The 22,135-nt window shown below is 64.2% G+C and carries 16 protein-coding genes and 1 riboswitch; of the genes, 14 read left to right on the top strand and 2 right to left on the bottom strand.

Annotation, left to right across the window (positions count from 1 at the left end):
• Positions 1-186 precede the first annotated feature (186 nt).
• Positions 187-480 carry a GYD domain-containing protein gene (locus CJU94_RS17695; protein ID WP_095419798.1) on the top strand — a complete coding sequence of 98 codons (294 nt, stop codon included), beginning with the start codon at positions 187-189 and terminating at the stop codon, positions 478-480.
• Positions 481-690: 210 nt separating this feature from the next.
• Here CJU94_RS17695 and CJU94_RS17690 read toward each other — a convergent pair whose 3' ends face one another.
• Positions 691-1,551 (bottom strand): spherulation-specific family 4 protein, encoded by an 861-nt coding sequence (locus tag CJU94_RS17690; protein ID WP_095419797.1) that lies wholly within the window; start codon positions 1,549-1,551, stop codon positions 691-693.
• A 56-nt stretch (positions 1,552-1,607) separates the two neighbouring features.
• A riboswitch (cyclic di-GMP riboswitch) is annotated at positions 1,608-1,687 on the bottom strand.
• An 80-nt stretch (positions 1,688-1,767) separates the two neighbouring features.
• Between CJU94_RS17690 and CJU94_RS40915 the strand changes: the two genes are divergently transcribed.
• The 8 genes from CJU94_RS40915 (at position 1,768) to pelG (ending at position 15,194) form a co-directional block, all read left to right on the top strand.
• Complete coding sequence (locus CJU94_RS40915; protein WP_157763763.1) at positions 1,768-2,001, top strand: hypothetical protein; 234 nt, start codon at positions 1,768-1,770, stop codon at positions 1,999-2,001.
• Positions 2,002-2,302: 301 nt separating this feature from the next.
• Positions 2,303-5,083: a bifunctional glycoside hydrolase/polysaccharide deacetylase family protein gene (locus CJU94_RS17685; RefSeq protein WP_244220870.1), complete on the top strand. Its 2,781-nt coding sequence runs from the start codon at positions 2,303-2,305 to the stop codon at positions 5,081-5,083.
• Positions 5,073-9,092: a tetratricopeptide repeat protein gene (locus CJU94_RS17680; RefSeq protein WP_095419795.1), complete on the top strand. Its 4,020-nt coding sequence runs from the start codon at positions 5,073-5,075 to the stop codon at positions 9,090-9,092. The genes CJU94_RS17685 and CJU94_RS17680 overlap by 11 nt, the downstream gene beginning before the upstream one ends.
• Before the next feature lie 37 nt (positions 9,093-9,129).
• Positions 9,130-9,681 (top strand): penicillin-binding protein activator LpoB, encoded by a 552-nt coding sequence (locus CJU94_RS17675; protein WP_095419794.1) that lies wholly within the window; start codon positions 9,130-9,132, stop codon positions 9,679-9,681.
• A gap of 78 nt (positions 9,682-9,759) precedes the next feature.
• Positions 9,760-11,172: a PelD GGDEF domain-containing protein gene (locus CJU94_RS17670; RefSeq protein ID WP_095420421.1), complete on the top strand. Its 1,413-nt coding sequence runs from the start codon at positions 9,760-9,762 to the stop codon at positions 11,170-11,172.
• A complete protein-coding gene (locus CJU94_RS17665) occupies positions 11,165-12,175 on the top strand; it encodes a hypothetical protein (protein WP_095419793.1) in 1,011 nt (336 codons plus the stop codon). Before CJU94_RS17670 ends, CJU94_RS17665 begins: the two co-directional genes overlap by 8 nt.
• Positions 12,172-13,821, top strand: coding sequence for a GT4 family glycosyltransferase PelF (gene pelF, locus CJU94_RS17660; RefSeq protein WP_095419792.1), 1,650 nt, complete (start codon positions 12,172-12,174; stop codon positions 13,819-13,821). Before CJU94_RS17665 ends, pelF begins: the two co-directional genes overlap by 4 nt.
• Positions 13,821-15,194 (top strand): exopolysaccharide Pel transporter PelG, encoded by a 1,374-nt coding sequence (gene pelG, locus CJU94_RS17655; RefSeq protein WP_095419791.1) that lies wholly within the window; start codon positions 13,821-13,823, stop codon positions 15,192-15,194. The genes pelF and pelG overlap by 1 nt, the downstream gene beginning before the upstream one ends.
• 199 nt (positions 15,195-15,393) lie before the next feature.
• On the opposite strand, the gene CJU94_RS41805 is transcribed toward pelG, so the two are convergent.
• Positions 15,394-15,699, bottom strand: a complete 306-nt coding sequence (locus CJU94_RS41805) for a hypothetical protein (protein WP_244220868.1) — start codon at positions 15,697-15,699, stop codon at positions 15,394-15,396.
• 43 nt (positions 15,700-15,742) lie between these two features.
• Between CJU94_RS41805 and CJU94_RS17650 the strand changes: the two genes are divergently transcribed.
• The 5 genes from CJU94_RS17650 to CJU94_RS17630 all read left to right on the top strand — a co-directional run bounded on the left by CJU94_RS17650 (position 15,743) and on the right by CJU94_RS17630 (position 22,060).
• Positions 15,743-16,591, top strand: coding sequence for a glycoside hydrolase family 191 protein (locus CJU94_RS17650; protein WP_244220867.1), 849 nt, complete (start codon positions 15,743-15,745; stop codon positions 16,589-16,591).
• Positions 16,592-16,647: 56 nt separating this feature from the next.
• The gene (locus CJU94_RS17645) at positions 16,648-17,556 is read left to right on the top strand and encodes an endo alpha-1,4 polygalactosaminidase (RefSeq protein WP_244220866.1); all 909 of its coding nucleotides are present in this window, start codon (positions 16,648-16,650) and stop codon (positions 17,554-17,556) included.
• A gap of 45 nt (positions 17,557-17,601) precedes the next feature.
• Positions 17,602-18,624, top strand: coding sequence for a UDP-glucose 4-epimerase GalE (gene galE, locus CJU94_RS17640; protein WP_095419788.1), 1,023 nt, complete (start codon positions 17,602-17,604; stop codon positions 18,622-18,624).
• Between the two features lie 63 nt (positions 18,625-18,687).
• Entirely contained in the window at positions 18,688-20,505 is a 1,818-nt protein-coding gene (gene glmS, locus CJU94_RS17635) for a glutamine--fructose-6-phosphate transaminase (isomerizing) (protein ID WP_095419787.1), read from the top strand.
• 535 nt (positions 20,506-21,040) lie between these two features.
• Positions 21,041-22,060, top strand: a complete 1,020-nt coding sequence (locus tag CJU94_RS17630) for a LacI family DNA-binding transcriptional regulator (RefSeq protein WP_095419786.1) — start codon at positions 21,041-21,043, stop codon at positions 22,058-22,060.
• Positions 22,061-22,135 lie beyond the last annotated feature (75 nt).

The raw sequence follows: 22,135 nt of genomic DNA, 5'->3' as shown, positions 1-22,135 counted from the left end.
CCTTGAGGATCGATGCCAGACGCGGACATGGCGCGTGCATCCCCGCAAAGATCCGGTAGCACGCGTCGCCATTACCTACACTTGGATTGCGCGCGGAACGCTATCGCGCATCAACAGCGCAATAGCGTGAGCAGTCCGACTTGCGCGTCTGAATCCCGTCTCGTGTTAATCGTAAGGGGAATCGTCATGGCGACGTATGTGGTACTTGCACAATTCACCGATCAGGGAATCCGTAACGTCAAGAACAGCCCGCAGCGTGCGGGTCAAGCGGCGGAACTAGCCCGGACCTTTGGCTGTGAAATGAAAGAGATCTACTGGACGTTGGGCGAATATGACGTTGTTACGGTGATCGAAGCACCCGATGAGCAAAGCTTCGTGTCATTCGGCTACGCGCTGGGCTCTGCCGGTAACGTCCGCACGCGAACGCTGCGCGCTTTCACAAAGGACGAATGCAGCTCGATTATCGGCAAACTTCCATAAAAAACGGCATGACGCGCGAGCCAAAGAAAACGCCGACGAATACGCCGGCGGGGCAAAGCGCTCGATACTCAATACACTATGTCGTCAACCGGCAGACAGTGAAGCAAGACACACCGCGCCGGCCGGCAGTTGGCCGGCGCATCCATCACGGGTTTGCCGGCCTGCGTAAGCATCGTGGCGACATGAATCATGCCGCCGCGAGTCGGATCATCAAGGCGCGGCGGCGTCCGCCACCTCGTCGTTCCAGTACGGCGGCAGTGCCTTATACGGATTGCCACCGGACAGCGACGTGACATACACGCCGCCCGCGCCATGCGTCTTCGCGTATTGCACGACGCCCGGCAATTGCGCGGCGGTCGCGCCATACACCATGTGCACGAAGCGGCTCTTCGGATAGGCGGTCTGCCAGCTCATCGGCTGGTATTTCGCGTAGCTTTTTGCGGTGCTTTCGAACACGACGAACTGATCGGCGGTCGGCAGGCTCGCGTACAACTCAGGAATGTTGGTGCCCGGATTGGCCGTCACCGAGTAGGTGGCGTTCAGGCCTTTGATGTAGTTGTAGATCGACTGGTAGAACTGGATGTGCGAGATCTGACTGTCGGAAGTCATCTCGTCGATGAAGAAGCCGTCTACCTTATACAAGGCTACGTACGTATTGATGTCGGTCACGACCGCGGACAGCGAACGCTTGCCGTACGAGGTGGACACATAGCCCAATACTTTGCCGCCCGCGGCGCGAAGCCTGGCGATGGCGGCGGCATAGTTCGGGTCTTCCTTCACGCCGGGGCCGCTATTCGGATTCAGGATGGCGGTGGTCGGCACCTTACGCGCCGTGGTCGTGAGACTGTTCCAGTTCGCGACGCTGCTGGTGGCGTTGAAGTAGGAGGGGACGACGACGCTGGTGGCTGTGGTGGTGCCCGCGAAAGCGGTGCCGCCAAGGCACCCCACTAACAGGCCGGCGATCAGTCCGGCCCGTTTCAGACATCTGCCGGTGCGGGCGAGGAGGCGGGATTCTTCCGCCGATTCCGAAGCAGCAAATGCGACCGCACCCATTCCCCGATTTTCTTGCATGTAGCCTCCTGACGCGGTCTTTTGAAACCACTGTCGATTGGCCCGCCGTGGATACGGCGGGCAACTGGCGAACTCCCGTAAAGGAGTCCCTATAGTTTTGCGTCGCCGGATCACTCCGGGTTTGCCCAACTGCGCTAACGGCATCCTTGGAATTTTCTTTAGGGCGCGGATTTATCTTTTTTGCATTGGTGGGAGCCAGTGCATCTCGCGAGTGCTGTGGAATTGATTTCCGGCGTTTTGCTTTCCGGTATTTATTGCCACGCGCGCGTTGATCAAACTATTTTAAGGAATCAGCGCCTTTCTGAAAAAGCACGATGGTTCGTTTTTTTCGCGATTATTGATCAGAAGATTGATCCGCAGCGGCGGATGGGTCGAAGTCCGATTGCGGCGATTTTCCAACACATTCGCGAACTCCTTGACGAATCGGTTTTTGAAGGCTGCCTCCGGTAATATCATTCGCCCTCGGCCGCGCAATCGTTTGCCTTTGAATTCAAGTGGATGCGCTTTTCACTATTTAACTGTTCTGAGTCAGCCAATGGCGTGACCGATCTTGAGACGGCGCCATCGGATGTGCTATCTTCCTCGGCTTTAGCAGGAAACAACAAAGAGTCGGTTTCGCATCCGTCGCAACGTCGAATTGCGTGGTGCAAATAATGCGGATTTGACCGGCTTAAAATCAGCTTGCGGAAATTTTCTCCATACGGGGATTACGCCGCTCGCCTTCAGACAGAACGGGGAAAAGATTTTGGCGATGAAGAAGCGGACCCGGGCGCGCGCCGGCGGGGACTCTTGCGGGATTGTCGAAAGTGCGGGCGAACGATTTCTTACACGCACCTTGATTGCGGTCATGCTCGGCACGGCGGGCCTCGCACCGCTCGCAACGCAGGCCGAAACTGCGCCGTTGCAGTCCGCTGCCACTGTCGCCAGTTCTGTTTTCTCTCAGCCGGATCTCGCTTTCTTTTACGCCGCCAATCCGCCTGTAGGCGAATTGCAGGCATTCGACGCCGTCGTGGTCGACCCGGCTACCGGCTTCGATCCGGCCGCGCATCCGCTGGCTCATACCACCTGGATCGCGCGCACGCATGGAGCCGAGTCCGCCGGTTCGGCCGACGCCTTCCTCTCCAGTGAGATCGAACCGCTGTGGCAGCGCGGCTATCGCGGCTTCCTGCTCGAGACGCCCGCGGCCGTCGCCGCCGCCGGGCGCATTCATGACGCGCACCCGGACGCGCGCCTCGTGGCGGGCGGCGCCGACGTCATGCGCAACGCGCTGCCTTATGCGAAGTCGCTGTATGCGGTGGTCGGCGACTCGCTGGTTCGCGGCATGGATGACAGCGGCCAGTTGCTCGAAGTGGCTGAATCGTTGCGCGCCCAACGCATTGCAGCGGCGCGCGCGTTCACGCAGCAAAGCGGAGTGCCTGTCGTGTCCGTGGAGTTTTGCGCTCGCACCGACCGGCAGTGCGCCCGTGATACGGCCGCGCGCGTCGTATCGGCCGGCATGCTGCCTTACGTCACGAGCAAGGGGCGCGACGTGGTGGGCATCGGCAAGATCGAAGTGCTGCCGCGCAAGATTCTCGTCGTGCAGGACCGCGACACCAAAGATCCGCTCGACCTGAGCGCCGGCGTGCGCGATCTGGCCACGCCGCTGAACTATATGGGCTACGACGTCGAGTACGCCGATTTCTCGTCGCGCTTGCCGGATGCGATCACGCCGGACCGCTACGCGGGCGTGGTCGCGTGGATCCAGCGCGGCGCGGTGCCCGACCCTGAAGCGTGGCAACGCTGGGTCGCCGCCCGCATCGCCGATCACATTCCCGTCGCCTTCCTCGGGCAGTTCGGCTTCGACGCGGCCGGTTCGGCCGGCGCGGCGCTCGATCTGCAAGCGGTGGGCGGCACGCTGGCCGCGCCGGTCACGGTGGTCAAGAGCGATCCCATGGTCGGCTTCGAAATCAGCCCGAAGCCCGAGCCGCGCGATCTGCAAGGCGTGCGCGTGGGTTCGCGCAGCCAGCCGTTGCTGCGCGTGTCGGCCAACGGCGTGTTGCTCGACCAGGTCGCGCTCACGCCGTGGGGCGGCTACGCGCTCAGTCCATACACCGTGACCTCGCTCGACAGCATCGAGCAGGAGCGCTGGGCCATTCAGCCGATGGCGTTCATGAAAGCGGCGCTGCATTTGCCGGACATGCCGTCGCCGAGCGTGACGACTGAAAACGGCCGGCGTCTGTTCATGTCGCACGTGGATGGCGACGGTTTCGCCTCGCGCGCCGAATTCCCCGGCCCCGACTATTCCGGCGAAGCGCTCTATCAGCAGATTTTCACGCGCTACCCGGTGCCGATGACACTGTCGGTGATCGAGGGCGAGGTCGGTCCGAAGGGCCTGCATCCGGATATCTCGCCGCGTCTGGAAGAGATCGCGCGCAAAATGTTCGCGCTGCCGCATGTCGAGATCGGCACGCACACGTATTCGCATCCGTTCCAATGGGAGCAGGTGGACAGCGCGACCGGCGCGCAGGTGGACCGCGGAGGCGGCGACGCGGCGTTCTCGCTGAACATTCCGGGTTATCGCTTCAATATCGACCGTGAGATCACCGGTTCGATCGACTACATCAACACGCGTCTTGCGCCGGCCGGCAAGAAGACGGTAATCCTGCAATGGTCGGGCGACTGCCGGCCGCCGGGTTTCGTCGTGCGCAAGGTGTATGAGGCGGGCGTCTACAACTTCAACGGCGGCGACACCGTCATCACGAAGTCGGCCAATAGCTGGACCAATATCGCGCCGATCGGCGTGGACAAGGGACCGGACGCATATCAGGTGTACGCGCCGAATCAGGACGAAAACGTCTACACGAACGACTGGCAAGGCCCGTTCTATGGCTTCACGCGCGTGCTGGAGACCTTTGCGATGACCGACCGGCCGCTGCGCTTCAAGCCGATCGACATCTACTACCATATGTACAGCGGCACCAAGGTGGCCTCGTTGCGCGCGCTCGACCAGATCTTCTCCACGGTGCTCAAGCAGCCGGTGATGCCGGTCTACGTGAGCGAATACATCCGCAAGGTGCTCGACTGGCATACCTTCGCGGTGGCGAAAGAGGTGGGCCCGCAGGCGAGCGACTGGATCGTGCGCGGCAACGGCGAAGTGCGCGAATTGCATTGGCCGCAGACGGCCAAACCGTCGCTCGACAGCGCCTCGGGCGTGACCGGCTTTGCCAACGGCCCAGACGGCACCTATATCCATATCGACGGCGGCAGCGCCCGCTTTGCGATCGGCGGCGCGGCCAAAGAGGCAGCGCCGTATATCGGCGAAGCCAACGGTTTCGTGCGCGACTTCCGGCGCACGCCGCAGGGCATGCATTTCGAATTCGCCGGCCACTATCAGCCATTCGTCAAGCTGGCCAACGCGCAGCAGTGCAAGGTCAGCGTCAACAATCAGTCTGTCGCCACGCGTCGTGACGGCGACTTCCTGCGTTTCGATACGCCGGCAGAGGTCGGACAGAAACTGAACTACAAGTCAGTCGAGGTCGCCTGTGGCCGATAATCGTCCTCGCATCGCGCCCACGTGGCTCGTTCTGCTGCTCGCGGGCGTGGTGTTGATCACGCTGTATCTCGTGCATCCGCGCGGCGGCCTGCGTAGCCGGATGACCTCGACCGACGCGCCGAGCGATCTCAGCATTGCGTATCTGGAAGCATGGCTGCGCGTGCAGCCCGACAACACGGAAATTCTCTCGGTGCTCGGCACGCAGTATGTGCGTCTCGGACGCAACGAGGACGCGCGCCGTATCGCCGCCCGCATGGAGGCGATTCCCAACGAACAGATGCACCGCGCGGCGCAGTTGCTGCGCCTGAGCGTCGACACGCGCGAGACGTTCGCGCTGCCCGCCAGCGACCCGGGCCGCGAAGCCGCGCTCGCGCGCTTGCGTACGCAGTTGGCGAGTGCCGCGGCTCTGTCGTGGTCGAATGCCGATTTGCAGATGCTGGCCGAGGCGGCGGCTTCGGTGAATGCGCAACAACTCGCCGGGCAACTGTACGCGCGCCTTGCCGCGCAGGACCCGGCGCAACAAGCGCGCTGGAATCGCGAAGTGGTGCGCTTCGCCATGTATGGCGGCGACTATCGCGGCGCGGCGAACGCCTGGTTCCGTTTGCAGGCTAGCGCGGCGACGTTCGATGCGCAGCGTCAGTGCTTCATCGCGGGCATTCGGGCCTTGCAATCGGGCAATCTGCTCGACGAAGCGCTCGCTGCCGCCAACGAACACGGCGCCGCGTTTGCGCACGATCAAGAGACGCTCGTGGTGTTGCTGAACCTGGCGCGGGCCGCGCATCGTCCGGATCTGGTCGACCGCTATGCGAAGGCGCTGGCCGGCTACGCGCAGGGCCGGCCTGACGAAGATGGCGCGCTGCGGCTCGTCGACTTTATCCGCGATCGCGCACGTGAAGACGGCTCGCAAGGGCAGTACGCCTATATGGACGGCCCGCGAGCCGGGGCGGCGCTCGCGATGCGTCCCCGCACGCACGGTTTGCGCGATGTGCATCTCGTGCGCGTGGCGGCGCCTGCCGCGGCGGCGTCGAGTTCAGCGGCGAACAAGGCATCGGCCGCCGCGCCGGCGGCGGCGTCGAGCCCGGCAACAAATGCGGCCACCAATGCGGCCACGAACGCGGCACCGAACGCCGCCGCATCGAACGATGTGCCCAGCCTGCTTTATCAGTCGTTCCTCGAATCGAACGATCTGCCCGACGCCCAGCGCGTGGCAGCCGAGCAGGTCAGCAAGAATCCTGGCTCGCCGGTCTGGACGAGGCGCCTCGCGCAGGTCGCCGAATGGAACCATGCGTCGCCGCTCGCCTTGCAGATGTGGCTCACTTACGCGCAAGCCACGCACGATCCGGAAGGCTGGAAGAACGTGATGCGTCTCGCGCCGATGCTCAACGACGACAACGCCTATCTGGCTGCGTTGATCCAGGCATCGAATGCGGCGCCCGGCGATCTCAAACTGGTCGACTCGGTGGTGGCGGCCTACGAGCGTCTGGGCCGCCCGGACGACGCGCTGGCTTTCCTGCGCAGCCGTCAACGCAATTCGCCGGCTGAAGCGATCGACGCGCGCCTGGGCCAGCTCGCCGAGCGCTCCGGTCACGACGACGAAGCGCTGACCTACTACCGCAAGCTCGATCAGCTGTACCCGTCGAACACGCAATACGCGCTGCGCACGGCGAGCCTCTTGTACCGTCACGGCGACTACAAGGGCGCGCTCGACACGCTGCTCGCCGCACGCCGCGGCGCCAAAGACGACGACATGCTGTTCTGGCGCAATGCCGCGCAACTCGCGCGCCTGCTGCAGCGTGACGACATCGCGAACGACGCCTACAAGCATTTGCTGGCAAGCGGCAAGGCGGCGCCCGAAGACCTGGGCGCGATGACGTATTTCTACGACGCGTATCCGGTCGACGCGGCCCGCACGTCCGAGTTGCAGTTCCGCCGCGACCAGTCGCCGCGCGCGCTGCAGAGCGCGATTCACTACTACACCGATGCGGAGCAGTACGATCGCGTCGAGGCGCTGCTGAAAAGCCTGACGCCCGAGCAACTGGCGGCTGCCGAAGGCGACCCCGCGTTTCTGCGCGTGCGCGCCGAATACTATCGCCAGACGGACCGTCCGCTCGACGCGCTGCACGACCTGCAGCACGCGGTGGCGCTGCCTGGCGCGACGCTCGATTTGCGCGCCGCGCTGCTCTGGACGCTGGTGGACTACGGCAGCGAAGCACAACTGCGCGAGGCGGTGGCCGAATGGCGTGACGCACCCGCGCAGGCGCCGGCGTTGTGGGGGCCGCTGGCCGCCGCGCTGATGCGTCTGAACCGGCCGGAGGCGGCGCTCAAGTATCTGCGTCTGCAGTCGGCGGCCATGTCGCGCGATCCGCTCTGGCAACTGACCTACGCCGAAGCGCAGGAAATGGCGGGGCGCGGCGATCTCGCGTGGTCGATCCGCCGCAACGTCTGGCGCCAGATGCAGCAGGAAGAGGCCGAGGTGCGCGCCAACAGCGCGCAAGGTCAGATCGTGCTGCGCACGCGCGCCTCGCAGGGCAGCGAAGTGCGTGAGCAGATGCTCGGCCGCCGCGTGACGCTCGCGTCGATCTTCGAAAACGCGGACGTGTCGAAGGCATTCCTGATCGATCTGCTCGCGAGCGACGCGGGCCGCAACGACAACGCCGAAGCACGCCGCACGCTGCTCGGCGACGCGGCCGGCCTGCCGCCCGCACAACCCGTGAAAGCGCAGGCCGTCGCGGCGTCGCCGGAGCAGGCGCAGTTGAGTTCGTCGGTGGCGCGTGACGTGGCGCTCGCGTGGGCGATGTCGCATGAAGCGAATCCGTTGGCCAAGCGCTGGCTGGCCCGTCAGTACGCCAATGTTCTCGTTCAACCTTCGGAGCAGCTGATCGCGATCGCGCTCGCGGAGAACGACAAGCCGGCCATGGAGCGGCTGCTCGACCAGCAAGGCGCGCGCTTGCCGATCTACAACCGTATCGACGCGTCGATCGCGGTGGATCGTCCGGGCGCGGCTGAAAACCTCGCGTTTCAGGGCCTGGAAGGCGCGCCCTACGACTCGGAGTTGCATAGCCGCCTGCAGCAGACCGCGCTGACGTGGCCGCAATCGCTCGACGCGAGCGTGACCAGCTACGTCGAGCACCCGCTCGATTTCATCGAACAGACGTTGGCGGGCAGCATCAAGATCGCCGATCTGTATATGGTCGGCGTGAACGGTATCCAGCGCTTCCAGCATTCGACGGATCAGGGGCAGCTCACCAACGTGCCGTCGGTGGATCGTTCGGTGGAGTTTTACGCGCGGCGTCAAACCTACGACACCGCCTTCATGGTCACCGCCGGCCGCCGCGAAGCGCTCGACAGCTTCTACAGCGTGTCGGTGGCCGCGGAGTGGGGCAGGAATTCGCCGTTGTCGATCGCCTTGAAAGCGGGCCGCAACCAGACCGCGCGCGAATCGCAGACGCTGCAGGTGGGCGGCATGAAGGACAACGTGGTCGGCACGATCACCTACCGCGCGACACAGAGTCTGTATGCCACGGGCACCGTCGAAGCCGATCGCTTCTACAGCCAGGCGCGCAACTATCTTGGCAGCGGTGTCCTGTCCACCGGTGAAATCGGCTATCGCATCCGCACCAACTATCCGGACTACACGCTGCGGCTGATCGGCGCGCATGGCGACTACAGCGCGAGCGGCGAGGCCGACGGCCTGATCTCGCGGCTGATTCCCGTGAGCGCGGGTCCGGTCACCGCGTCGACGTTCATCCCGCAGACCTACTCGCAATACGGGCTGTTCTTCGGTTTCGGCAACGATCTGATCGACCAGTACACGCGGGCGTGGCGGCCGTTCCTCGACGTCGGCGTGCTGCACGACTCGTTGCAGGGCTGGGGTCCGTCAGTCAGTCTCGGCCTCGCGGGCACGGTGTTCGGCGGCGATCATGCGGCGCTCTTTTTCTCGCATCAGCGCGTCTCGCGCCTCGGCACGCCGGTGACCCAGATCGGCGCTCGCTATAGCTGGTTTTATTGAACCGGATTTCGCATAGTTATCCCAAGGAGAATTCTTCATGTACGGCATTAAACGATTGGCTCGTACGAGCGCCTGGTGTGTCGCGGCAACCGCGCTGGCCCTGCTGGTGAGCGCATGCGGCACGGTGCGCCAGACCTCGGGCCCCGCGCTCGCGCGCGGCGACAAGGTGGCGGTGGTGGCGATCGCCAACTACACTGAAACGCCGGATGCCGGTCACAGCGCCGAATCGATCGCGGCCAACACGCTGCGCGCGGGCGGTATCGCCGACGTGCGCATCGCACCGGCCGATGCGAACCGCAATTCGCTGTTCGACACGACGCAACGCGCCGACAGCGACAAGTCGCTGGAATGGGCGCGTTCGCAGAACGCCCGCTATGTGCTGTCGGGCGCGGTCGAAGAATGGCGTTACAAGACGGGCGTGGACGGCGAGCCGGTAGTCGGCGTCACGTTCGAACTGATCGACGTGTCGAACGGCGCCGTGGTGTGGAGCGCGACGGGCACGCGTACGGGCTGGAGCCGCTCGGGTCTGTCGAGCGTGGCGACCTCGCTGATCGCCAAGGTTCTGTCGCCGTTGCAAGCGCGTCAGTAAGCATATCCCCAAGGTTGCCGGCGTGCACCCGAAACGCGGGCCGCAAGCCGCAACCCGACATGTGAAAAGGAAATGGCCGTGAATACCGCAGCCGTGGAAAACAACCCGGGCGCATCCAAGCCGCGCCATGCGCATCCGTTCGGCAATCTCGGACGTGTGCGCCGCTTTCTGGCGCCCGCGGTGGCGCGGCCGTTCGCGATCGTGGAGACCGCCGTGCTCGTGCTGGTCGTACTGGCCGTGGCCCGCTGGCTTCATCCGGAAGACCCGTTGCTGCTGCGCGCCGGCTTTCCGTGGCTGTGGCTGGTGTCGCTGCTGGTCGCCTTGCGCTACGGCAGCCTGCTCGGCCTGTTGACCGGGGCTTTCATGCTGGGCGCGTGGGCGCTCTTTTACCCGCATGGCGGCCCGTTCCCCGCGCTGTATTTCGCGGGCGGCCTGATCCAGACGATTCTCGCCGGGCACTTCGGCGACACGTGGGGTAGCCGCGCCGAGCGCGCGTCTTCGCTGAACGATTACCTGAACGACCGTCTCGTCGCGTTGACCAATAGCCACTACCTTATGCGGCTGTCCCACGAGCGGCTCGAAAAGGACCTGCTGTCGCGGCCGACCACGCTGCGCGACTCGATTACCGAATTGCGCCGGCTGTCGGTCTCCACCGAGACGGCGCTCGCCGTGCCGGCGGTCGCGCGGGAAGGCCACCCGCTGGGCGGAGCGAGCGGGTTGCTCGAATTCGTCGCGCAAGCCTGCCAGATCGAAGTCGCGGCGCTGTATCCGGTGCGTGACAATAAGCTCGGTACCGAGGCGATCGCGCGGATCGGCGACGCGTTCGAACTCGAAATGCACGACGAACTCGTCACGCATGCGCTCAACACGCTGAGCGTCGCGCATCTGAAGAACGAAGACACGGTGGTGCCGGTCAGCCAGTACCTGGTGTGCGCGCCGCTGGTGTCGGCGGACGGAGAACTGCGCGCGCTGCTCGTCGTCAAGCGGATGCCGTTCCTGTCGCTCAACTTCGACAACCTGCAACTGCTGCTGGTGCTGCTGGGCTATTACGCCGACGGCGTCGAGCATTCCGCCTTCGTGCAGCGCATTCTCGACCGCGTGCCGAATTGCCCGTACGAATTCGCGCTCGACCTGAGCCGCCTCGCGCGTCTGCAGCAGAAGGCGGGTGTGGCGTCGTCGGTCGTCGCGCTGGCGTTTCCGCGCGATGAAGAGGGCGACTCGCTGTTCGAGCATGTGATGCGCCGCCGCCGTTCGCTCGACGTGATGTGGCCGGTGCAGACGTCCAAACAGTCGGTGCTGGTGAATCTGATGCCCGCCACGGATACGACCGGTATCGACGGCTATCTGGCGCGGATCGAAGCCAGCCTGACGGCACAGTTCAACACCGACCTGGAACGCGCGCGCGTCGGCGTCCATACGCTCCACCTCGAGGGCGACGACCCGGGCGCGGCGCTGACGCGTCTTCTCAAACGAAGCGGCCTCGATGTCTAAGACCCTTTCTCTCATCGTCAGCGTGCTGGCGGCCGTGGCGGCCGTGATCGTGCAATACCTGGCGATCGCGAGCCTGCTGCAACCGGCCGGCGCGTTCGATCCGCTGCTGCGCTTTCTGGCGCTGCAGGCGGTGGCCGGATTCGCCGAGGCGGTCGCGTTCCGCGCGTGGTTGCCGTTGAACTACCGCGAGCCGCGGGCGCTCTCGTTGCTGTTCCTGTGGCTTGCCTGCACCTTCGTGCCGTTGTTCGGCGGCCTCGTGGTGCTGACCAGCTGCATCTGGGCAGCGCTTTTCCCGGCCAGCCACGACAGCGACCAACTCGCCGATGTGCCGCGCCCGCAATTCGTCACGTACCTGGTGTCGCGCGTGTCGCACGGCGGCGGCGCGCGGCTGCAGGCGCGTCTCGCGAATACCCAGGTGTCGCCCACCGACCGGCTGTCGGCCCTCGTGGCGATCCAGAGCATGCCTACCCGCACCACCGGCACGTTGCTGCGCGAGTTGCTGGCCGACCCGCTCGAAGACATTCGCCTGATCGCTTACGGCACACTGGATCACGCCGAAAACGAAATCATGCAGAAGATCTTCCGCACCAGCAAAGCGCTGGAAGCGACCGGCAACGACACCGAACGGCACGCGCTGAACCGCATGCTGGCCGAGCTGTATTTCGAACTCGTGTACCAGAACCTGGTGCAGGGCGCGGTGTACCGCCATACGCTGCAACAGGCCGACCGCTACGCGCAGACGGCGCTCGAAACCGATCCGACCGATGCGGCGCTGTGGCTGATCCGCGGCCGTCTCGCGCTGGCCAACGCGTTGCCCAATGCCGCGCACGAATACATCGCGCATGCGCTCGAACTCGGCTTCCCGCGGGAACGGCTGGTGCCGTGGCTGGCGGAAGCCGACTTCCTGCGCGGCGACTACGCTCGTGTTTCGCAGCTTCTCGCATCGCTGGGCAATGCCGCTGCGTTGCCCACACTCAAACCGGTTGTGAAGTACTGGTCATGATGAAAGAACTCCCGATCCGCCGTGCCGCCGATGCCGATGTCTGCCTGCTGCTCGAAGGCACGTTCCCGTTCGTGCGTGGCGGCGTGTCGAGCTGGGTCAACGAAATGATCCGCTCGTATCCCGAGACCCGTTTCGCGATTGTCTTTATCGGCAGCCGGGAACAGGACTACGCCGGGGTGGCGTATGCGCTGCCGGACAACGTCGTGCACCTCGAAACGCATTATCTGTACGAGCAGGCCGTGGCGGACTTTCAGCCGCGCGCGGTGAACGGCGACGCCGCGGCGTTCGCGCGCTCGCAGGCCTTGCACGATGCCCTGCGCGATCCGCGCAAGTGCCAGGACGCCGGCGAACTGATGGCGAGCATGATCCCGATGCTCGGCGCGCACGGCGCGCTGAACGAGGAACAGTTCCTGTCGAGCCGCGCGGCCTGGGACACCATCGTCGATCAGTATCAGAAGTACTGTACCGATCCGTCGTTTACCGACTACTTCTGGACCGTGCGGATCATGCACAAGCCGCTGTGGCAACTCGCGCGCGTCGCCGAGCAGTTGCTGCCCGCGCGTGTCTATCACACGGTATCGACCGGATACGGCGGCTTTCTCGGCGCGCTGATGCATTACCGCACGGGCCGTCCGCTGCTGATCTCCGAACACGGCATCTATACGAAGGAACGCAAGATCGACTTGCTGCAGAGCCAGTGGATTCGCGATAACCGGGGTGTGTTCGAACGCGATATTTCTCGCGTCAGCTATTTCCGTGAATTGTGGGTGCGTTTTTTCGAAGCGATCGGCAAGCTCGCTTACGACGCCGCCGACGACATCGTCGCGTTGTACGAGGCGAACCGCCAGCGCCAGGTCACCGACGGCGCGCGTGCCGAGCGCACGCAATGCATTCCGAACGGTATCGACGTCGACGCGCTGGGGCCGCTCGTGGCCGAGCGCAAGCCGCGCTCGCACCGCGTGGTGGCGCTGATCGGGCGTGTCGTGCCGATCAAGGACATCAAGACCTTCATTCGCGCGATCTTCATCGCGTCGCGAACCATGCCGGATCTCGAAGGCTGGATCATCGGACCGGAAGAAGAGGATCCCGCGTATGCGCTCGAATGCCGGGCGCTCGTGGAGAGTCTCGGGCTTAGCCGCAACGTGAAATTCCTCGGCTTCCAGCGTATCGACGACATGCTGCCGCAAGTCGACGTAATCGCGCTGACCTCGATCAGCGAGGCACTGCCGCTGGTGGTGCTGGAGGGCTTCGCGGCCGGCGTGCCGGCCATCACGACCGACGTGGGCTCGTGCCGCCAACTGATCGAAGGCATGGATGCGGAAGATCGCGCGCTGGGTTCGGCCGGCATGGTGGTTCAGCTCGCGGACCCGGCGGCGTTCGCCCAGGCAGTGCTGTCGCTGCTCGCCGACGAGACGCGTTGGCATGCCGCGCAGCAGGCCGGACTCGCGCGCGTGCGCCGTTACTACACCAAAAAGCAGATGATCGACCGCTACCGCACGCTTTACGAGCGCCTCGCCGCGAAGCCGGACCGCGAACGCGACGGCACGGCCGGTGCGGCGCGCTGCCCGATGAATCACGGCTCTCAATCCGGAGCGCAGCCGCGCGTGCAGCCGGCGCAGTCCGTTCAATCGCAGGAGACACGCTGATGGCGGGTATCGGCTTCGAATTGCGCAAGATCATGCGCCGCGACACGCTCGCCGGCGTGGCGCGCGCCTATGCCTACGCGGGCCTGATCAGTTCCGGACCGCTGATCCTGTCGATCTTCGGCATCCTGATCATCGGCTTGATCAGTCTCACCTCGGTGATCCCCACTTTCGCGATCGTGCAGTTTCAGGTGTCGGTCACGTATCTGATCGCGCTCAGCCTGATTCTGACCGGGCCGCTGCAGCTGTCGTTCACGCGTTTCATTTCCGATCGCCTGTTCGAAAAGCGCGACGACCTCGTGCTGTCGAACTACAACGGCGTGGTGCTGGTGTCGTCGATTCTCGCCAGCGTGGTCGCGGTGATCGCGATGCTGGTGGGCTTTCGCGAGGAGCCGCTGATCTACCGCTTGCTGATGATCACGGGCTTTGTCGTGGTCAGCAACATCTGGATCGCGGTGATCTTTTTGTCGAGCGTCAAGCAGTATCGGCAAATCCTGCTGGTGTTCGCCGTGGGCTATGCCTGCGTGGTGTGCCTCGCGCTCGCGTTGAACGGCTTCGGGCTGGTCGGTCTGCTGGGCGGCTTCGTGGCGGGGCACATCGTTCTGCTCGCCGGGTTGTCGGGCCTGATCTACCGTAACTACCGCAGTGAGCGCTTTGTTTCGTTCGAAGTGTTCGAGCGGCGCTTCGCCTATCCGAGCCTCGCGCTGGTCGGCCTGCTGTTCAACATCGGTGTGTGGCTCGACAAGTTCATGTTCTGGTATTCGCCGGGCACGGGCACAGCGGTGATCGGGCCGCTGCGCGCCTCGGTGATCTACGACATTCCGATTTTTATCGCCTACGTGTGCGTGATGCCCGGCATGGCGACGTTCCTCGTGCGGATCGAGGCGGATTTCGTCGAGTACTACGACGCCTTCTACGACGCGGTGCGCAGCGGCGCGACTCTGCGCCATATCAACGAAATGCGCGACATGATGGTGGGCAGCGTACGGGCCGGTCTGTACGAGATCATCAAGGTGCAGGCGGTCGTGCTGTTGCTGATCATCGCCTTCGGCGAACGCGTGCTGGGCTCGCTCGGCATCTCGCCGCTGTATATGCCGCTGCTGGTCGTCGACGTGGTGTCGGCGAGTCTGCAGGTGTTGCTGCTCGGGCTGCTCAACGTGTTCTTCTATCTCGACGGGCGCCGCGTCGTGCTGCGTCTGACCGGCGCATTCGTCGTGCTGAACGGGCTTTTTACCGGCATCACGCTCAAGCTCGGGCCGGATTTCTACGGCTATGGATTTGCGCTCGCGCTGCTCGTCGTGGTGGTGGCGGCGGTGAAAGTGCTCGACCGCAAATTCATGTCTTTGGAATACGAAACGTATATGTTGCGGGGTTGAACAAAGGGCGCTGCTGTTTCGACTCGGCTTCGCGCATGGCCTGCCGTTGCATAACGGTGAAGGCTGATGCACGTCTCGCGGGTCGAAGCGGCACGCCCGCACCTTCGGCCTGACACCGTTCGACTCCGGATTCCACCATGCAACAGTATGACTTTGGCCCGCTTCAGCGGGCCGCCCGCGCGCGCCCAGCCTCCACTATTCACGCTGCCTCGCGCATAGCGCGGCGATGGCTCGACGCGGCGATCGTATTCGCCGCTGCCGGTTTGATGGCCGCGTGCGGTGGCGGCGGTTCCGGCAGTAGCGGCGGCGCCGGCACGGGTGGCTCGACCGCTGCCTCGGCCTCGCCGGCCGGCGTCAGCGGGACTAACGTTTCTAATGCGCCCGGTTCGACGAATCCCGCCACGAACACGAACACCGCCACGAACACGAACACCAGCACGAACACCAGCACGAGCACGAACACCAGCACGAACACCAGCACCAGCACGAACACAAACACCAGCACGCAACCGGCGAGCCCCGCGCCGGCGATTTCGGCGGCCCGCGCGTTGCCGCCCTCGCCGGTTTGGGCCGCTTTTTACGGGCAGGGCAGCGCGATCGACCTCGCCCAGGCCGCGTCCACGTTCAGGCTGATCGTGATCGACGCTGATCCTGGCACCGGCACGCCGGCCTTTTCCGCCGCACAGATCGCGGCATTGAAGGCGAACGGCGCGAAAGTGCTCAGCTATCTGAATTTCGGCGCCTGCGAGAAATCGCGGACTTACTGGAACACCGTGCCCTCGGGCTTCGTGTCGTGCGGCGCGAACAGCGCGGCGCAAATCAGCAAATATCAGGGCTACCCGGAATACTGGATGAATCCCGCCAACGCCGGCTATCAGAATCTGATCGTCAACTATGTTGCTCCGCGTCTCGCGGCAACCGGCGTCGACGGATTCATGCTGGATAACTTCGAGATCGTCGGACACGGCGTCAATTCGTCCACCGCCCCGTGCGATGCAAGCTGTGCGCAAGGCGGTCTCGATCTCGTCAAGCAACTGCGCGAGCGCTTTCCGGATCTTGCGCTGGTGCCGAATGCCGCGCCGGTGCAGGCTATCGGCGGGACGACGGGGGGCGTATCGTTTCCGTGGCTGATCGACGGCGTGATCGCGGAACAGGTGTTCCTGCCGTCGACGAGCACGTCGGTCGTGCAACAGTTGAAGTCCTGGCAAACCACTGAACAGAATCTCGGGCGCAGCGGGTTTTTCACCGGGTCGCTCGACTATGCGTCGACATGCACCGCGAGTTCGGCCGCGCAAACCGCGTGGACGGCCGCGCAGCAGGCGGGGTTCAGTCCGTCGATTGCGACTGTCGCGCTCGACAGTATCTGCTGGTGGTCGTTCCTGCCAGTGGGTAGTTAGCACCGACGATCTGAAGCGGGCGGCGTTGCCCGCACAACATCAAAGAGGAACTGGCTTTGCCTGAGCATGATTACGACCGACGTTCTCCATTACGCGCGCTGCTGCGGCGTGTGAGCCGGCTCACGCGCCTCGCCGCGCTCGGCGCGCTGGCTTCCGTGGCGCATGCGCAGGGCGCGGCGGATGAGGCGCACGCGCCGGCGGGTCCGTCGGTGGCGCTGTACTACGGTGCGAATCCGCCTGTGGAAGAGCTGGCCCCGTTCGATGTCGTGGTGGTCGAGCCCGACGCGCGCTTCGATCCGCGTGCTCATGCGAACGCGCATCCCGCGTGGTTCGCCTATGTGAGCGTGGGTGAAGTGAACCCGCATCGCGCGTATTACAGCGCGATGCCGAAAGCGTGGCTGCCCGGTGTCAATGAAACGTGGGCTTCGCATGTGGTCGATCAGACGGCCGCTGAATGGCCGGCGTTTTTCGTCGACAAGGTGATCGCGCCGCTATGGAAGAAAGGCTATCGGGGCTTCTTCCTCGACACGCTCGACTCGTACCACCTGATCGCCAAAACCGACGCCGCGCGAGCCGCGCAGGAAGCGGGGCTGGTGCGGGTCATCCGCGCGATCAAGGCGCGCTATCCGCGTGCGAAGCTGATTTTCAACCGCGGGTTCGAGGTGTTGCCTCAGGTCCATGGTCTCGCCTACATGGTGGCGTTCGAATCGCTGTATCGCGGGTGGGACGCCGGCAAACAGCGCTATACCGAAGTGCCGCAGGCCGATCGCGACTGGCTGCTCGCGCAGGCGGCGATCATTCGCGATCAGTACAGGCTGCCGGTGCTGGCTATCGACTATTGCGCGCCCGCCGACGAATCCTGCGCCACTGACACCGCCGCGCGCATTGCGCAAACCGGCATCGTGCCTTACGTGACGGACGGCGGCCTCGCGACCGTCGGCGTGAGTACGGCCGAGCGGCATTGAGTGGGCGTGCCGCTCACGTTGAATCGATATAAAGGAAAATTTCGCATGGCTTTGAAAGGCACGATTCTGGTAACCGGGGGCGCCGGTTTTATCGGCTCGCATACCTGTGTCGAATTGCTGAACGGCGGCTACGACGTGGTCGTGGTGGACAACCTCGTCAACAGCAATCGCGAGTCGCTCAAACGCGTCGAGCAGATCACCGGCAAACGCGTGGCGTTCCATGAAACGGATTCGCGCGACGAAGCCGCGTTGCAACGCATTTTCGATGCGCATCCGGTGACCGGCGCGATCCACTTCGCGGCGTTGAAAGCGGTGGGCGAATCGGTCTCGAAGCCGATCGAGTATTACGACAACAATCTCGGCAGTCTGCTCGCGCTGCTCGCGGTCATGCGCGCGCGCGATGTGAAGCAGTTCGTGTTCAGTTCGTCGGCCACCGTGTACGGCGTGCCGAAGACCTCGCCGATCGACGAATCGTTTCCGCTCTCGGCCACCAACCCGTACGGCCAGACGAAGCTGATCGCCGAACAGGTGCTGCGCGATCTGGAAGTGTCGGACCCGTCATGGCGTATTGCCACGCTGCGCTATTTCAATCCGGTCGGCGCGCACGAGAGCGGCCTGATCGGCGAAGATCCGGGCGGCGTGCCGAACAACCTCATGCCGTATGTCGCGCAGGTGGCAGTCGGCAAGCTGGAGAAGCTGCGGGTGTTCGGCGGCGATTACGACACGCCGGATGGCACCGGCGTGCGTGATTACATCCACGTGGTGGATCTGGCGCGCGGACACCTGGCCGCGCTCGATGCGCTCGTCGAGCGCGATGCGGGCTTCGTCGTGAATCTCGGCACGGGGCAGGGCTATAGCGTGCTGGACGTGGTGCGCTCGTTCGAAAAGGCATCGGCGAGGCCGGTGCCTTATGAAATCGTGGCGCGCCGTCCGGGCGACGTCGCGTCCTGTTTCGCCGATCCGGCCGCTGCCGAAAAACTGCTCGGCTGGCGCGCGCAGTACGGCATCGAACGCATGTGCGCGGACCATTGGCGCTGGCAATCGACCAATCCTGCCGGGTTCGCCTGAGGCTCGGCTCGATCCGGGGCGGCTCGCCCCATCCGATACAACATCACGTGGGAAAGCAATTTTATGTGTGGCATTGTCGGCGCGGTAGCGCAACGTAACATCGTCCCGGTTCTGATCGAAGGACTGCGTCGTCTCGAGTATCGTGGCTACGACTCGTGCGGCGTCGCCGTGCTCGCCGCCGCCGGCCCGCGCCGCGCGCGCAGCACGGCACGGGTCGCGGACCTCGACGCGCAGGCGCGCGAAACGCATCTCGAAGGCGGCACGGGCGTCGCGCACACCCGTTGGGCGACGCACGGCGCGCCTGTCACGGACAACGCGCATCCGATCTTCTCCAAGGATGAGTTGGCGCTGGTGCATAACGGCATCATCGAAAACTACGAGCCGCTGCGTGAGATGCTGCGCTCGAAAGGCTATGTGTTCGTTTCGCAAACCGACACGGAAGTGGTTGCGCACCTCGTGCATTGCCTGTATCGCGGCGATCTGTTCGAGGCGGTTCGGGAAGCCGTGAAGCAGTTGGACGGCGCGTACGCGATCGCGGTCGAGCACAAGGCTCATCCGCATCTCGTCGTGGGGGCGCGGCAAGGTTCGCCGCTCGTCGTCGGCCTCGGCGAAGGCGAGAATTTTCTCGCCTCCGACGCGCTGGCGTTGGCGGGCGAGACCGAGCGCTTCATCTTCCTGGAAGAGGGCGACGTGTGCGAGTTGACGCTCGAGCGCGTGCGCGTGGTGGGCCGCGAGGGTGCCGACGTGCAGCGCGAAGTGCGCACCGTGGCCGCATACGGCGGTGGCGTGGAACTCGGACCGTACCGGCATTTCATGCAGAAGGAAATTTTCGAGCAACCGCGCGCGATCGCTGACACGGTGCCGCAAGGCGAGTCGCTCGATGCCTCGCTGTTCGGCGAGCAGGCGGCAGCCGTGTTCGCGGACATCGACAGCCTGTTGATTCTCGCTTGCGGCACGAGTTACTACTCGGGACTGACGGCCAAGTACTGGCTCGAATCGATCGCGAAGATTCCGACCCAGGTCGAAATCGCCAGCGAATACCGCTACCGGGATTCAGTGCCCAATCCGAAGGCGTTGGTGGTCGTGATTTCCCAATCCGGCGAAACCGCCGACACGCTCGCTGCCTTGAAGCACGCGCAGTCACTCGGACACAAGCACACGCTGTCGGTTTGCAATGTGGCGACGAGCGCGATGGTGCGCTTGACGTCGCTGTCGTTTCACACGCACGCGGGCCGCGAGATCGGCGTGGCGTCGACCAAGGCGTTCACCACGCAACTGGTCGGTTTGTTCGTTCTTGCCGCGACGCTGGGGAAAATCCGCGGCACGGTGAGCCCGGAACAGGAAGCCGACTACGTGCGCCAGTTGCGCCATCTGCCGGCCGCATTGAACGCCGTGCTGGCCCTGGAGCCGCAGATCATCGCGTGGTCGGAGAAGTTTTCCGGCAAGGAAAGCGCGCTGTTCCTCGGCCGCGGTTCGCACTATCCAATTGCGCTGGAAGGGGCGCTCAAGCTCAAGGAGATTTCCTACATTCATGCGGAGGCTTACCCGGCCGGCGAACTGAAGCATGGCCCGTTGGCGCTTGTCACGGACGCCATGCCGGTCGTGACGATCGCGCCGAACGACACGCTGCTGGAAAAGCTGAAGTCGAATCTTCAGGAAGTGAAGGCGCGCGGGGGCGAGCTGTATGTGTTTGCCGATGCCGACACGCGGATCGGCAGCGAACCGGGCATTCATGTGATCAGGATGCCGGAGCATTACGGGCCGCTGTCACCGCTGCTTCATGTGGTGCCGTTGCAGTTGCTTGCCTACCATACGGCGTGCGCACGTGGGACCGATGTCGACAAGCCGAGAAACCTCGCGAAGTCCGTTACGGTGGAATGATGAGTTGACGGCCGGGCGCGGGGGGGTGCTTTCGCAGCGCTGGAGCGCGGACCTCGAGCCCGGTTGGTTACGTCTGCCGCTCACGGTTTCGAAATCGCAGACGGGCGCGTGAATCGCTGCATGCACACCTGGTGCCTTTCCATGCGGTGATCGAGGGGACGTGTGCTTCGCCGGGGAGTCACGTCGCGACCCACGCGCACAATGCGGTACCCGGTCTTCTATCTCCTGGAACTCACCGCCTTCGACGCGGTAAACAATCACTTCAAATTTCCTCGTCATCCACCCCTGCGTTCAAGCGTCGTGTGTGGCTGGGGAAATCAACTACACAATCCGGACCGTAGGCAGTGGGCCGGGGTTTTCTCTTCCGACGCTCGTCATCGCCGCACGCCATCGGCGCTCGCGGCGCCGATTAGCCGCCGCTCTGTTCATCAAATCAATGACGGGTTTTTCCGGGAAAAAAAGCTTGCATTTTTTCTGGAAAAAACTACCTTCAGTAAAACAAAACAATTCTTTCGCTCGGCACCGGAGGAGACCCATGCCGGCTACTCGTACGATGATTGCGCGTCGGGCTGGCGTCAGCGTGGCCACGGTCGATCGTGTCCTGCGCGACGATCAGGCCGTGCGTCCGGAAACCGCAGAACGCGTGCATCTTGCACTCGCGAATCTGCGTGACGAGCGGGCGAGCCGCGGCCGGCCGGCAAAGGTCGGCTCGTTCCGGGTCGCGTTCGTGCTGCCGCAAGTGAACTCCCGCTTCCTCGATCACGTCGAGCGCGATATTGCGCTATCGGCCAGCTTCTTTCGTGAGCATCGCATCACCCCGTCGTTTTACCGCTGCGATTTTTCCAGCCAACGCGAGACCGCGGCGTTCGCCGCCGAAGTGATCGACTACGACGCGCTGGTGCTCGCGCCTCTGGACTATCCATGGGTCGAGCGGTTCATCGAAGAGATGAGCGACGCTCACGTGCCGGTCGTTACCGTGTTCTCCGATCTACCCGCGAGCCGGCGCGCCGCCTACGTGGGGGTCGACAACAGGATTGCCGGACGCACCGCAGGATTATTGATGGGGCGCTTTCTTTGCGCGAAGCTGGGCACGGTTGCCGTGCTATCGGGATCGTCGCGTCTGCATGATCAGGTGGAGCGGCGCACCGGCTTTTCGCAGGTGCTGGAGGAGGACTTCCGCAACCTGCGCTGGATTGCCGAACCCGACTTCGCCGAAGACGACGATGGCGCCGGCCTGGCCGTGCAGGGCCTGAGTGCGCGCCATGCGGACCTGGTCGGCGTGTATGTGACGGGCGGCGGCATCTCCGGCGTTGCAGCGGCATTGCAGGAGTCCGGCGACAAGGTACACCTCGTCCTGATTGGCCACGAATGCACGGCGGAGACCCGCGCCCAACTGTCGGAGCGTGCGATCGACGTGATACTCGATCAGGACGTGCGCGGCATTGTGCATTGGGCCGGGCTTGCCGCGATCAATTTTGTCAACGACGTCCGGGGAGCGCTTGCCATCCCCACGCCGGAAACCCGGATTTATCTTCGTGAGAATGCGCATGCCTGACGCTCGCGACACGCGGACCGAGTTCTGATCTGCCAGAGCCGAAATGCGGTGCCCGGCGCATGGGCGCTGAATGTC

The sequence above is a fragment of the Paraburkholderia aromaticivorans genome (genome assembly GCF_002278075.1).
GTDB classification, from domain to species: domain Bacteria; phylum Pseudomonadota; class Gammaproteobacteria; order Burkholderiales; family Burkholderiaceae; genus Paraburkholderia; species Paraburkholderia aromaticivorans.
The sequence above is the reverse complement of the archived record's forward strand: the minus strand, read 5'-3'. Positions and strand labels throughout refer to the sequence as shown.